General features: G+C 42.3%; 12 protein-coding genes. 8 read left to right on the top strand and 4 right to left on the bottom strand.

Going from position 1 to position 13,005, the window contains the following annotated elements; translation table 11 throughout:
- Positions 1-72 precede the first annotated feature (72 nt).
- Positions 73-1,188 (bottom strand): M42 family metallopeptidase, encoded by a 1,116-nt coding sequence (locus tag AC1DO4_RS05015; RefSeq protein ID WP_477413544.1) that lies wholly within the window; start codon positions 1,186-1,188, stop codon positions 73-75.
- 265 nt (positions 1,189-1,453) lie between these two features.
- Here AC1DO4_RS05015 and AC1DO4_RS05010 point away from each other — a divergent pair, with 265 nt between their 5' ends.
- Entirely contained in the window at positions 1,454-2,371 is a 918-nt protein-coding gene (locus AC1DO4_RS05010; protein ID WP_477413542.1) for a DUF6340 family protein, read from the top strand.
- 168 nt (positions 2,372-2,539) lie between these two features.
- Here AC1DO4_RS05010 and AC1DO4_RS05005 read toward each other — a convergent pair whose 3' ends face one another.
- Together AC1DO4_RS05005 and AC1DO4_RS05000 are read right to left on the bottom strand one after the other, a co-directional pair.
- On the bottom strand, positions 2,540-2,980 hold the full coding sequence (locus AC1DO4_RS05005; protein WP_477413540.1) for a GNAT family N-acetyltransferase: 441 nt from the start codon (positions 2,978-2,980) through the stop codon (positions 2,540-2,542).
- A gap of 91 nt (positions 2,981-3,071) precedes the next feature.
- Positions 3,072-4,613, bottom strand: a complete 1,542-nt coding sequence (locus AC1DO4_RS05000) for an acyl-CoA carboxylase subunit beta (RefSeq protein ID WP_477405454.1) — start codon at positions 4,611-4,613, stop codon at positions 3,072-3,074.
- A gap of 106 nt (positions 4,614-4,719) precedes the next feature.
- Between AC1DO4_RS05000 and AC1DO4_RS04995 the strand changes: the two genes are divergently transcribed.
- The 5 genes from AC1DO4_RS04995 (at position 4,720) to can (ending at position 9,262) form a co-directional block, all read left to right on the top strand.
- Entirely contained in the window at positions 4,720-5,052 is a 333-nt protein-coding gene (locus AC1DO4_RS04995; RefSeq protein ID WP_477405452.1) for a hypothetical protein, read from the top strand.
- A gap of 78 nt (positions 5,053-5,130) precedes the next feature.
- A complete protein-coding gene (locus tag AC1DO4_RS04990) occupies positions 5,131-6,735 on the top strand; it encodes a SulP family inorganic anion transporter (RefSeq protein ID WP_477413538.1) in 1,605 nt (534 codons plus the stop codon).
- A gap of 8 nt (positions 6,736-6,743) precedes the next feature.
- Positions 6,744-7,466 (top strand): carbonic anhydrase, encoded by a 723-nt coding sequence (locus tag AC1DO4_RS04985; RefSeq protein WP_477413536.1) that lies wholly within the window; start codon positions 6,744-6,746, stop codon positions 7,464-7,466.
- A gap of 356 nt (positions 7,467-7,822) precedes the next feature.
- Positions 7,823-8,581, top strand: a complete 759-nt coding sequence (locus AC1DO4_RS04980; RefSeq protein ID WP_477413534.1) for a YoaK family protein — start codon at positions 7,823-7,825, stop codon at positions 8,579-8,581.
- An 18-nt stretch (positions 8,582-8,599) separates the two neighbouring features.
- Entirely contained in the window at positions 8,600-9,262 is a 663-nt protein-coding gene (can, locus tag AC1DO4_RS04975; protein ID WP_477413532.1) for a carbonate dehydratase, read from the top strand.
- A gap of 120 nt (positions 9,263-9,382) precedes the next feature.
- On the opposite strand, the gene pruA is transcribed toward can, so the two are convergent.
- Entirely contained in the window at positions 9,383-11,020 is a 1,638-nt protein-coding gene (gene pruA / locus AC1DO4_RS04970) for an L-glutamate gamma-semialdehyde dehydrogenase (protein WP_477413530.1), read from the bottom strand.
- A 555-nt stretch (positions 11,021-11,575) separates the two neighbouring features.
- On the opposite strand from pruA, the gene AC1DO4_RS04965 reads away from it, so the two are divergent.
- Both AC1DO4_RS04965 and AC1DO4_RS04960 read left to right on the top strand, forming a co-directional pair.
- Positions 11,576-12,481 carry an SRPBCC family protein gene (locus AC1DO4_RS04965; RefSeq protein WP_477413529.1) on the top strand — a complete coding sequence of 302 codons (906 nt, stop codon included), beginning with the start codon at positions 11,576-11,578 and terminating at the stop codon, positions 12,479-12,481.
- Positions 12,482-12,515: 34 nt separating this feature from the next.
- The gene (locus tag AC1DO4_RS04960) at positions 12,516-12,917 is read left to right on the top strand and encodes a luciferase domain-containing protein (protein WP_477413527.1); all 402 of its coding nucleotides are present in this window, start codon (positions 12,516-12,518) and stop codon (positions 12,915-12,917) included.
- Positions 12,918-13,005 lie beyond the last annotated feature (88 nt).

Below are 13,005 nucleotides of genomic sequence, written 5' to 3'. Positions count from 1 at the left end.
CATTTATTTACTAATATCTATTAATGGTGTATAAGGGAATGGCCTAGGGTTGAAATTGTTTTGATGGTTATGTTATTTGATGTATCTGAAATCCTGCCCCGCTTTAATGTTTAACAAAACTTCGTATATCAAACGGATAACATTATCAACATCCTCTTTGTGGATCATCTCGACAGTAGTATGCATATAACGGAGCGGTAAGGATATTAACGCCGATGGTACACCATCATTTGAGTAGGCAAATGCATCGGTATCGGTACCTGTGGACCGTGACGAAGCCTGGCGCTGAAAAGGGACCCCTGTTTTTTGTGCTGTTTCGATGAGCAGCTTATTCAGGTTGTTTTGTACCGCCGGAGCGTATGATACTACCGGGCCACGACCGCACGCCAGGTCGCCCTGGGTTATCTTATTGATCATTGGAGTTTGGGTATCATGCGTAACATCGGTTACGATGGCTACATTTGGTTTAATTTTGTGGGCTATCATTTCGGCGCCACGTAAGCCAATCTCTTCCTGTACGGCGTTTACGATATACAAGCCAAATGGTAATTTTATATTGTTCTCTTTAAGTAAACGGGCAACTTCGGCAATCATAAAGCCACCGGCACGGTTATCCAGTGCCCGGCCCACATAATAACGATCATTAAGGATCATGAATTCATCCTCATAGGTAATAACACATCCAACATGGATGCCTAATTTTTCTACCTCATCTTTAGAGGTACAACCGCAATCTAAAAAAATATTTTTCAGCGTTGGAGCTTCCTCTTTTTCGCCGCCTAAACGGGTGTGGATAGCAGGCCAGCCAAACACCGCTTTTACAATACCGTTATCAGTATGAATGTTCACCCTTTTTGACGGAGCTATCTGGTGGTCCGAGCCTCCGTTGCGAATCACGTAGATTAAACCATCGCTGGTAATATAGTTTACAAACCACGATATTTCATCGGCATGTGCCTCAATAACTACCTTGTAATCGGCTTTTGGGTTAATGATACCAACTGCAGTACCATAATTATCCACATAATGATCATCAATATAAGGCTTTAAATATTCGAGCCATAATTCCTGGCCTTTCCATTCAAAGCCGGTAGGTGAGGGGTTATTAATATATTTCTCGAAAAAAGACAGTGAAGTTTCGTTTACTATTGAAATATGTGAAGCGGAATCAGATTTTTTTTTAGCCATGTTTTTTTAGTAACCTTACATTGAGCAATAAGCAAATATAATAAAGTGACTGATAATGCACAAAATAACTTGCCATAATGGAAATAAATAAGTGTTTTTATTATAAATTTAATACTTCAATGTCCTGAATTGATGTTTTTTTAATTATTTGGTGAATTAAACCATTTGATTAATTATTTGTCATTAACTGTAAGTTATACAGTAATCTGCAAATCCGGGTTATTTACAATAATTTTGATCTTTATTACCTAATTCATACCATATCGTGAAACGATTTGCCCCATTTTTTATACTAATAAGTGTCCTTTTAGTATCATGCAGCGTGCCGCAGTATGTTACCGTGCCTGTTAATTATGGTCCTAAGCTGGGCTTCAGGCATGATACCACTACCATTGTAATAATTAATCGTTTTAAGCCCGATTCTATAAAGGTAAGGGACAATAGGAAAAAGGCTGCGTTTAAGGCTGGAGCCTATACAGCTATTGCTACAGCTGCAGATCAGCTGAAGTATTTAAAGGGGGTGAACACCATAAAGCTGGCTGATTCTTTAAATTTAGCGGTAAGCACCGATTCGGTAAAAATGCTGGCTGCTAAATATAAGGCGCATTATGTTTTAACGCTGGATAATTTTAACACGGGTATTTATGTAGATAACTCGATATATGATGGTAACCAGGTTGTTTATTATACTACCAAGGTTAAAACCGGTTTTACATTGTATGAAAGTAATGGCTTGTACTTTAAAAAACTGAGTGGTATGGCCGATGTTCCGCAAAACAATGAAGGTTATCCTGGTGGGTTTGCCTCCCTGTTTTTTCACCCTACTATAAATGGTAGTATCCCGGCTATAAATGCGGCTGCACGGGAAGCCACTTTGGATGCCCTTAAAGATTATCTCCCTTTTTCAATATCAAATGACAGACCGCTTTATGCCGATAGCGGTCCGCTTGAATCAAGTGTGGCGCAGATAAAAGCCGGAAAGTTTGATTTGGCTTTTAAGGTCCTTAATCCTTTGATTGATGGCACCGACGTAAAGCTGGCCAGTAAAGCAGCTTATAACCTGGCGGTTGTTTACGAAGCACAGGGCGATATTGAAGAAGCGCTTAAAACCGCCAAACTATCGAACGAGAAAAATCAGAATGAATATGCAAAGGCGCTTATTGTTGATTTAATGAAAGAGTAATTTTGATATGCAGATATTGCAGATGTGCAGATTTCAGATGTGCAGATTTTGTCTGAACCTGAATTTTAAGAATTTACGAATGGGCAGAATTATAGGCGGCATTCTGTTAATTCATTAATTCGGTAAATTCAGGTTCAGACCTCATTTGTACATCTGATACCTGCACATTTAAATTACCTTCTCCAATATCTCGTAATCAAAACCATGTTTGGAGAATAGCCGGCCCGATTGGTTAAAGTTAGCTTTTATGTAAAACGCTATGGCCGATAAGCGGGCATTACACCATAAACGTTTGCCTCCGTTTGTAACTGCAAAATTTGTTATGTGATTTAGCAACTGGCCTCCAATACCCATCCCCTGTACAGATTCATCAACCGCAAATTTACGGAACTGGAAATCATCACCCTTTTGAAACAGGGATACCACGCCAACAATGGCGTTATTTTTAAACGCTGCAAAATGCAGGCCTTCGTTATCTTCATCCATTTCCATCTCATACAATCTTTGAGCAGGGTACAATATCCGTTGCCGTAATCGCCAGGTAAGCTCGGGACGGATCTGCTCGATCGATATTTCGGATTTCGGATGTTCAATTTCGGATTTGGCCATTTTGCATTTTAGTATTTGGAAATGTTTGATCTTAGTTAAACAAGCAATTCAAAAATAAGTAATTCCGAAATCTCAAATCCGATATCCGAAATCACAACGGAATATTCCCGTGCTTTTTCCTTGGGTTATTTACTACTTTATTCTCCAGCATTTTAAATGCATGGATGAGTTTAATGCGGGTTTCTGCAGGTTCAATTACTTCATCAATAAAACCACGTTCGGCTGCGCGGTATGGATTGGCAAAGGTATCGGAGTAGAGTTGCTCCTTTTCTTTCCAGCTGGCCTCCTTATCTTCAGCCGTGCTGATCTCTCGTTTAAAAATGATCTCGGCAGCGCCTTTGGCGCCCATTACGGCAATCTCGGCCGATGGCCAGGCATAGTTCATATCGGCACCAATGTGTTTGGAGTTCATTACATCATAAGCCCCGCCATAGGCCTTCCGGGTAATTACTGTAATGCGTGGAACAGTGGCCTCGCAAAAGGCGTACAATAATTTAGCGCCATTGGTGATAATTGCGTTCCATTCCTGGTCGGTACCGGGTAAAAAACCGGGTACATCTTCAAACACCAGCAATGGTATATTGAAGCTATCGCAAAAACGCACAAAGCGTGCCGCTTTGGTTGAACTGTTAATATCCAAAACGCCGGCCAAAAATGCCGGCTGATTAGCTACAATGCCAATACTACGACCTGCAAGGCGGGCAAAGCCGACCACAATATTCTCGGCAAAATCCTTGTGGATCTCTAAAAATGATCCGGTATCTATCACATGATCAATAATTTCACGGATATCATAAGGAATTGATGCAATCCCGGGCAAAAGCGTGTTCAGTTCGGGGCGAAGTTCATTGCCGATTTCGTAGGGTAAAGCAGGAGCCCGGTCCTCACAATTCTGCGGCATATAGCTAAGCAGCTTTTTGATGTTTTGGATGGCTTCTATTTCATTGGTACAGGCAAAATGTGTAACACCCGATTTGGTGGCGTGGGTGGTGGCGCCGCCAAGCTCTTCGGAAGTTACCACCTCGTGCGTAACCGTTTTTACCACATTTGGCCCGGTTACAAACATATAGGAAGTGCTCTCAACCATTAAAATAAAATCGGTAATGGCCGGGGAGTATACTGCTCCGCCTGCGCAGGGCCCCATAATGGCCGAGATTTGTGGCACAACACCCGATGCCATGGTATTGCGGTAAAATATATCGGCATAGCCGCCTAATGAAACGACACCTTCCTGGATACGTGCACCTCCAGAATCATTTAGCCCTACAACCGGAGCGCCATTTTTGATAGCCAGGTCCATAATCTTGCAGATCTTTTCGGCATGAGTTTCGGAAAGCGACCCGCCGAAAACGGTAAAATCCTGCGAAAATACATAAACCAACCTGCCATTTATGGTGCCATAACCGGTTACAACGCCATCGCCGGGATATTTTTCTTTCTCCATTCCAAAGTCGGTTGAGCGGTGGGTCACCAGCATTCCGATCTCCTGGAACGAGCCGTCATCCATTAAAAAATGCAAACGTTCGCGGGCGGTTAGTTTCCCTTTTTTATGCTGACTTTCAATGCGTAATGTTCCGCCGCCTTCAAATGCCTTTTGGCGTTTTTGTCTTAATACTTTTAGCTTTTTATCCACAATTCAGGTTGTTTGTAACACCTTAAAAATAGTAATTTAATTGTAAGATGTGGGTAAAACTGCTATAACATGCTTTAAAGATCGATTTTTGTCTATCTTTGTAATAATGAAGATCAGGAAATTTAAAATACTGGTAGTTGCAATGTTTATGAGTGTCTTTGTATTAAAGATGGCCATATCGCTTGCTCCCGTATTTTTTTACCTTGACTGCAAAGCCGTGAGCTCGGTTATCCTGCAATTGGAGCAGGAGTCAAAAGCTGAAAAAGATTCGCCTGATAAGGATACTTTTAAGGAGAAAAAGATTTTTGACGCATACGATTTACATAGTGTAGCCTTTATCACATTCATAGTAGAAGATAAAGTACTCCACAACCAGGAACATTCGCTATACAAACAGGTTTACCACCCGATAGTACCCACCCCGCCTCCAAACGTTTAAATGAATTATCCGGATAATTACTTATCCGGAGTGTAACGCTTTACAATTCATTTAAATTTTCATTCAAACACAATTCTTATGTCAATTAAGCAAGGTGGGTTTGCCATGGGCAGTCTTAACCTGAAAAAATATTTTTTGCCCAAAAACTTAAAAAGAGATCTTCCGGCAAGCCTTGTAGTATTTTTAGTAGCCTTACCATTATGTCTGGGTATAGCATTAGCCTCGGGTGCGCCGCTGTTTGCGGGTGTACTAACAGGTATTATTGGTGGTATAGTTGTAGGCTCATTAAGTGGTTCGCAATTGAGCGTGGCTGGTCCGGCGGCTGGTTTAACGGTTATTGTATTAAATGCCATAACCAGCCTTGGTTCCTACGAAACATTTTTGCTGGCCCTTGTGCTGGCCGGTGCTTTCCAGATGTTGCTTGGCGTTTTAAAAGCAGGAGTTATAGCCAACTATTTCCCTTCGGCAGTAATTGAGGGGATGCTGGCCGCTATTGGTATCATCCTTATCATGAAGCAATTTCCGCATGCAGTAGGTTACGATGCCAGTTTTGAGGGCGATGAAAGCTTTAGCCAGGCAGATGAGCATAATACATTTTCGAGCATACTGGGTGCAGTAGCTAAGATCAACTACGGAGCTGTGATAATCAGTTTGGTTTCATTGGCGCTGATGATCTATTGGCCAAGATTTAAAAAACTGGCCATGGTACCAGCACCTTTATTAGTAGTATTAGCCGGTATTGGTTTGAGTATGGCTTTTGCGGGTACCGGTTTTGCCTTGCTTGATAAACAGTTTGTGCGGATACCAATAGTAAATAGCAGTAGTGAATTTTTTGCTTTATTTAAAACAGCTGATTTTCATGCGATAGGTAACAAACAGGTATGGATAACAGCCTTTACCATAGCCGTTGTAGCCAGCCTGGAAACACTATTGAGTTTGGAGGCCGTTGATAAAATTGACCCGATTAAGCGAATTTCGCCAACAAATCGTGAGCTGGTAGCACAGGGGATCGGGAATATCACCAGCGGGCTATTAGGTGGCCTGCCCATGACAGCTGTTATAGTGCGTTCATCGGCAAATGTAAATGCCGGTGCCCGTACCAAAACAAGTGCGGTGATTCATGGTTCGTTGCTGATGGTATCGCTATTGTTTATCCCTACGCTTATCAACCTTATACCGCTATCATGTTTGGCAGCCATCCTGCTCATGACGGGTTATAAACTGGCCCGCATATCGCTGTTTAAGCACATGTGGCATTTAGGTTTAAACCAGTTTATTCCTTTTGTGGTAACTATAGTGGCTGTTGTTTTGACGGATTTGTTGATTGGAGTTGGCATTGGTATGCTGGTAGGGATCTTTTATATCCTGCGCACCAATTTGCGCAACCCTTATTTTTACCAGATCATCAAAAATGGCAATAAAAATGTAATCATCATCAAACTTGCCGAAGAGGTTTCCTTTTTAAATAAAGCGGCAATACAAATCACTTTAACAAGCTTGCCAAGTGGTACCGATGTGATCATTGATGCATCAAATTCGCGTTACATAGATCCGGATGTGTTGGAGATCATCCACAATTACAAGCATAACGCCTATACAAAAGGCATAGTTGTGCAATTACTTGATATGAAGGAGAAGTACGATATACCTCCTTTAAAAGAATTAATGTATAACCCTAACTAAGAAAAATCATGGCACTTATAGAAGATAAAAAGAACGACAAACCGGTAATTGATATCAATAACATAACACTGGCCCAAAAAGATAGTTATAAAGCGTTGATCCGCGGTAACGCCGAGTGGGTAGAACGGAAGCTAAAAGAAGACGGCGATTTTTTTAAAAACCTGGCAAAAGGCCAAAATCCGCAGGTGTTGTGGATAGGCTGCTCAGACAGTCGTGTACCAGCTAACGAGGTTACCGGCACCAAAGCGGGCGAAGTGTTTGTGCATCGCAACATTGCCAACGTATGTGTACACTCGGATATGAACATGCTGAGTGTGCTGGATTATGCAGTAAATGTGCTTAAGGTAAAACACGTGATAGTGGCAGGGCATTATGGTTGTGGCGGAGTGGCTGCGGCCATGAGTAACAAACAGTTTGGATTGATTGACAACTGGCTGCGTCATATTAAAGATGTGTACCGCCTGCACAGTCATGAGCTTGATCGCATTACCGATGAAACTCAAAAGCTGAACCGCCTTGTTGAGCTTAATGTGAGCGAACAGGTATACAATTTATGTAAAACATCCATCATCCAAAACGCCTGGATGGAACGCCACGATCTTGAAGTGCACGGTTGGGTTATCGACTTGGGTACTGGCCTGGTGAAGGATATTAAAGTAAGCAGCAGCAACCCGCATAATTTAGGTTATGTGTATGAACTGGATAGTCTTGAGGCCGTGACTTCGCATTAATATTTATGGAGATAGCTTTTCTGTGTTTGATTGACACAGATAGGTTTATTATGTTTGATTAATCCCGGTTCATAAAAATGGCCGGGGTTTTTTGCTTAATAAAAAGGCATGCTGAACTTGTTTCAGCATCCTACATGCTGGGTATTCACCTTACCTGTTTGCGACTTGTCCTATGGGGCGAGATAAAATTCGGGACAACTGTGCTTGATATCCAGACTTACAAAGTTTAACTCGATAATATTGTTGTTGGCCCCATTGAGGGCTTCGCCATTTAAAAACTAAGTCTTTTACCTGCTGATTGCACAATCCACTAAATTTTTATCCTATTTTTAGACGGTTTTAATAAAGCGTTTATTATGCTAAGGCAATCAAAAGAAGATCGTACCCTTAAACAAAACCTATTGCTTGCGTCGTCAACGGCATTTGTATCGGGCGTTACCAATGTTGCGGGGATGGTGGCTTTTTTAGCTTTTACCTCCAATATCACCGGGCATGTAGCCAACCTGGCCAAACATATTGTTGAGCAGAATTTCAGGGAGATCACCGTGTTTGTTATCTGGCTGCTGTTGTTTTTTGCCGGAGCATTCTTATCCAACTTTATTGTGAGATCGCTGGAGCGTAAAAGCCGTTACCGGGCGCACTCCACACCAATCATTATCGAAATTATATTGCTGTTATTTGTTGCTGTATACGGGCATAACTTTTATAAAGAGACGGACCTGGAACGCGAAATAGTTATAGGAGTTATCATATTTTCGATGGGATTGCAAAACAGCCTGGTATCAACCATATCGGGCGGACTCATCAAATCAACCCATTTAACAGGTTTGTTTACCGACCTGGGAGGTGATGTATCTGAGTGGTTGCACCCTAATGTCGAAAAAACTACTGTTATCCGTAATAAAATAATGGTGCGCCTTACAGTGCTTTCTTTTTATTTTATCGGGGCGATTGCAGGTGGGTTTTTATTTAACCTGTACGAGTTTGCTATTTTTTACTTCATACCATTAATTTTGCTTACAATATTGTATTATGATCTTTCGCCCATTGCATTGCACAAAATAACCCGTGTGTTTTGGACGACGAAAACGAACCAGTATAAAAAATCTTCCTAACTGATAAACTAAAAAACTATGTGCGCTAAAAAGTTAATACACGATACCAGCCATATCACCTACGAGAGCCTGTTAGATGGCAATAAGCAATTTATTGCCGATACATTAGCCGAAGACCCTGAGTATTTTGCAAAACTTGCCAATGGGCAAACGCCACCGGTACTTTGGATTGGTTGTGCCGATAGCCGCGTACCGGCCAACCAAATCACCAATACTTCGCCGGGTGAAATTTTTGTGCACCGTAATATTGCCAACATGGTTATTCATTCTGATATGAATATGTTATCGGTACTGGATTATGCTGTAAATGTATTAAAGGTAAAACATGTTATTGTAACCGGTCATTACGGCTGTGGTGGCGTTATAGCAGCCATGAGTAACAATGAATACGGCTTGATAGACAATTGGCTACGCCATATTAAAGATGTTTACCGCCTGCATGCCGATGAACTTGACGCGGTTGAAAACGAAGAGGAGCGTACTAACCGCCTGGTAGAGTTAAATGTAATAGAAAACGTTTACAACCTGTGCAAAACCTCTATTGTACAAAATGCCTGGAAACAAGGCCAGGAATTGGCTGTACATGGTTGGGTTTACAGCATCAGCACCGGTAAAATTAAGGATATGAAGGTAAGCACCAGCGACAATGCCAATTTGGGCGATGTGTTTAAGTTTAAATAGGGGGGCAGCCCCACCCAACCCTCCCCGGAAGGGAGGGCTTTAAAAATAAAAAAGTGATGAGTTTAAAATTCATCGCTTTTTTTCAAAAGTCTCCCCAACCGGGGGAGATTTAGAGGGGGCTTATATTTCCTTCGCCAAAAACGGGTACCTGTAATCCTTTGGCGGATCAAAAGTTTCTTTGATGGTGCGGGGAGATACCCAGCGTAACAGGTTGATCATAGAACCGGCTTTATCGTTAGTACCCGATCCCCTGGCGCCGCCAAATGGCTGCTGACCAACAACAGCTCCTGTTGGCTTATCGTTGATATAGAAGTTTCCAGCTGCGTTACGTAAATGTTGTGTCGCTTTGGCAATAGCGTACCTGTCCTGCGATATAATAGAGCCTGTAAGCGCGTAGATAGATGTTTTGTCTACAATGTCAAGCACCGCATCAAATTGATCGTCCTCGTACACGTAAATGGTTAATACGGGCCCGAAAAGCTCTTCGCACATGGTTACATAGTAGGGGTCTTCAACTTTTAGCACAGTTGGCTCAATAAACCAGCCTTTGCTTTTATCATAGCTGCCACCGGCAACAACTTCAACACCTTCATCAGTCTTGGCAGCATCAATGTATTTAGCGAGTTTATCAAACGATACCTCGGTGATCACTGCATTAATGAAATTCTCAAAATTCTCAACCGGGCCGATCTTGAACGATGTAATATCACGCTGCATATTGGCTTTTACCGCAGGCCATAAAGAGGCTGGTACGTAAGCTCTGGAAGCAGCCGAACATTTTTGTCCCTGGTACTCAAACGCGCCGCGCACAAGAGCGGTACTTACCACATCGGCATTGGCGCTTAGGTGGGCAAGTACAAAATCTTTACCACCGGTTTCGCCCACAATGCGCGGGTAAGTTTTATATTTATGAATGTTGGTGCCTATTGTTTGCCAGATGTTCTGGAACACTTTGGTTGAGCCGGTAAAGTGGATGCCAGCAAAATCGGGGTGGTTAAATATTACCTCTCCTGCAACGGGGCCGTCAACATAAATCAGGTTGATCACGCCAGCAGGTACACCGGCTTCTATAAAGATCTTCATGATCACGTTGGCAGCGTAGATTTGCGTGTAAGCAGGTTTCCAAACCACAACATTCCCCATCATAGCTGCCGATGCAGGTAAATTACCTGCTATAGCTGTAAAATTGAAAGGTGTTAAAGCAAATACAAAACCTTCCAGTGGGCGTTGCTCCACACGATTCCAAACGCCTTTGCCTGATACGGGAGGCTGTTGCTTATAGATCTCGGTCATGTACTCTACGTTGAAACGCAGAAAATCTATCAGCTCACAAGCCGAATCGATCTCGGCCTGGTAAGCGTTTTTGGATTGGCCAAGCATGGTAGCGGCGTTTATAGCAGCACGGTACGGACCGGCAATCAGGTCGGCGGCTTTTAAAAATATGGCGGCACGCTGCTCCCAGGGCAGGTTTTCCCAATCGGCTTTGGCAGCAAGGGCCGCATCAATGGCGGCGGTAACATGGCTGGCATCACCTTCGCTAAAGGTGGCTAATAAATGTTTATGATCATGTGGCGGACGAATTTCCAGCTTTGTGCCGGTGCGAACTTCCTTGCTGCCAATGTACATGGGTATATCTAACTGCTGCGCGCGGGCTTCGTCTAAAGCAGCCTTAAGGGCTACACGCTCTAAACTTCTGGGTCCATAGTTTAAAACCGGCTCGTTTACAGGAGCCGGGACATTAAAAAATCCTTTAAGCATAATGGGTCGTCAATTAATAGGGGCAAAGATAGGTATTTTGGGGTGGATGGTGGGTGGAGGGATTGTCAAAATGTTGATGGGGTTGAATGGGGCTTTGGGATGATATTTGGATGCCCGGTTTGATGCACCGATGCGACACCTTTCATGCACCTTTCAGATACCTTACCGCATACCTTTGCAGCACTTTTCATACACCTTTGAGTAATCTTTGGTATACCTGAGTTTTTGTATTAAGTATCTAATAATTAGATGCTTGTGCTGTGCTTTCTGGATTTTAGATGCTTTTATTAAAGAAAACAGCACAGTTTTTTTGAGTGAGGATTGTGCATCTATCGGGTATACACAAATATACAAAAAGTGCCCCGGGTTTCCAAAAAAACCATTCGCCATTCGAGGGATTTTTTGGAAATAGGAATGATATCAGTATTTATCCAGCATCAATAAAAATAAACTTATTTTTTTTATTGAAAGTTTAGAATATTTAATAAATAACAAAAAAATATATTACCTTGGCTGCATATTTATAATTTTAAGAAACCTCTAAACCGTATTGTCATGGAAAAAATTGAAATAGCCAAAGTGAAGGGCTATGCCTTTGCCAACATCACAGCCTTTGCATTAATTGGGCTTAATGTGCTATTGCTGCACGATGCCAACGTATTCGTATATGCCGAGTTTGTCATCATCCCCATGCTCATGGGGGTTGTTTACACCTGGTTTATGCGTTATTTCGAATTGTCTACCCGTCAACTGGTGGGTGCTTCGCTGGTAAATGGTATGATAGGAATTATACTAAGTATTGGTTTTTTAAAAGAAGGGTCGATTTGTTTGATCATCGTTTCGCCCTTGTTATTTACTTTCATCCTGTTAGGCTCGCTTATTGGGCGGGCAATTTTCCGCCGGAATAATGATACCCTTAACGTAAGCCTGGTTACTGTGTTACTGCTGCTTTTTATTTCGGATTCCTTATCTACCCATCATTACGAAAACGAGGTGTCTGATCAAATTACCATCAATGCTCCTGTAAGAGAAGTATGGAAACATGTGGTTGCTTACAAAAGAATAACAGCTCCTGATAAATACTGGCTTTTCCGGGTAGGTATGCCGAGCCCGGTTGAATCCACCGCCGAAGGCTATTACCTGGGCGCTAAGCGGAAATGCATTTTTAGCAACGGTTATGTGTTTGATGAGAAAATAGTAACTTATGATGAGCATAAAAACCTCACCTTTGACATCACCAACCAGCCCCGCGACCCGGAGATCATGGGGCATATTGATATTTTGCGCGGCCAGTTTTTATTGAAGGATAACGGCAACGGCACCACAACGCTTACAGGCAACAGCTGGTACCGCTTGTACGTTTTCCCGGTTTGGTATTATGATATCTGGGCTAAAAGCATCACCCGCAATGTGCATTTGCGTGTAATGGATCATATTAAGCAATTGAGCGAGGTAGAATAATATGTTTTCTTTTGTTATCAGGTATTTAGGCTTTTTGAAATTTGTCCCAGGTTTGGGTATACTGTTTGATGGTTGGCTCAAGATTTACATGCTGCTAACAAAACCCAACATGCTTGATTGGATAGATGAGATTGAAGCCCAAGCCTTACGCTGGCCCGGCATCAGCATAAGTACCCATAAATATGGCGGTCTGCAAATCAACTGCAGCGGTAAAGAAGTAGGGCATATTCACAGCAACGGTCTGTTGGATATGCTGCTTAACCGAAAGATAAAAGCCCAATTGATGCTTGAAGATAGTAGGGTTGGGGAGCACCACTCTTTTAAAAATACGGGATGGATAAGTTTTTATATGTGTACCGAAACAGATGTAAATTATGCCATGCAACTGTTGAGGCTGGGGTATGATAGAATAGTTGAGAAAGAATTGCAGCCATAATTTGGCGATGGGCCTTACAATCCCCATCAATGTGGTGATGCGTTCGGTGCGGGCCGAACATACTGAGCCATTGAATAAGAGAATGTTA

It is taken from the genome of Mucilaginibacter sp. P5_A6 (assembly GCF_056400585.1).
The sequence above is the reverse complement of the archived record's forward strand: the minus strand, read 5'-3'. Positions and strand labels throughout refer to the sequence as shown.

Excerpts from the sequence above, each read along its gene's own strand:
- AC1DO4_RS05015 (WP_477413544.1), bottom strand. The coding sequence starts at position 1,188 with ATGGCTAAAAAAAAATCTGATTCCGCTTCACATATTTCAATAGTAAAC.
- AC1DO4_RS05005 (WP_477413540.1), bottom strand. The coding sequence starts at position 2,980 with ATGGCCAAATCCGAAATTGAACATCCGAAATCCGAAATATCGATCGAG.
- AC1DO4_RS04995 (WP_477405452.1), top strand. The coding sequence starts at position 4,720 with ATGAAGATCAGGAAATTTAAAATACTGGTAGTTGCAATGTTTATGAGT.
- AC1DO4_RS04990 (WP_477413538.1), top strand. The coding sequence starts at position 5,131 with ATGTCAATTAAGCAAGGTGGGTTTGCCATGGGCAGTCTTAACCTGAAA.
- AC1DO4_RS04985 (WP_477413536.1), top strand. The coding sequence starts at position 6,744 with ATGGCACTTATAGAAGATAAAAAGAACGACAAACCGGTAATTGATATC.
- AC1DO4_RS04980 (WP_477413534.1), top strand. The coding sequence starts at position 7,823 with ATGCTAAGGCAATCAAAAGAAGATCGTACCCTTAAACAAAACCTATTG.
- can (WP_477413532.1), top strand. The coding sequence starts at position 8,600 with ATGTGCGCTAAAAAGTTAATACACGATACCAGCCATATCACCTACGAG.
- pruA (WP_477413530.1), bottom strand. The coding sequence starts at position 11,020 with ATGCTTAAAGGATTTTTTAATGTCCCGGCTCCTGTAAACGAGCCGGTT.
- AC1DO4_RS04965 (WP_477413529.1), top strand. The coding sequence starts at position 11,576 with ATGGAAAAAATTGAAATAGCCAAAGTGAAGGGCTATGCCTTTGCCAAC.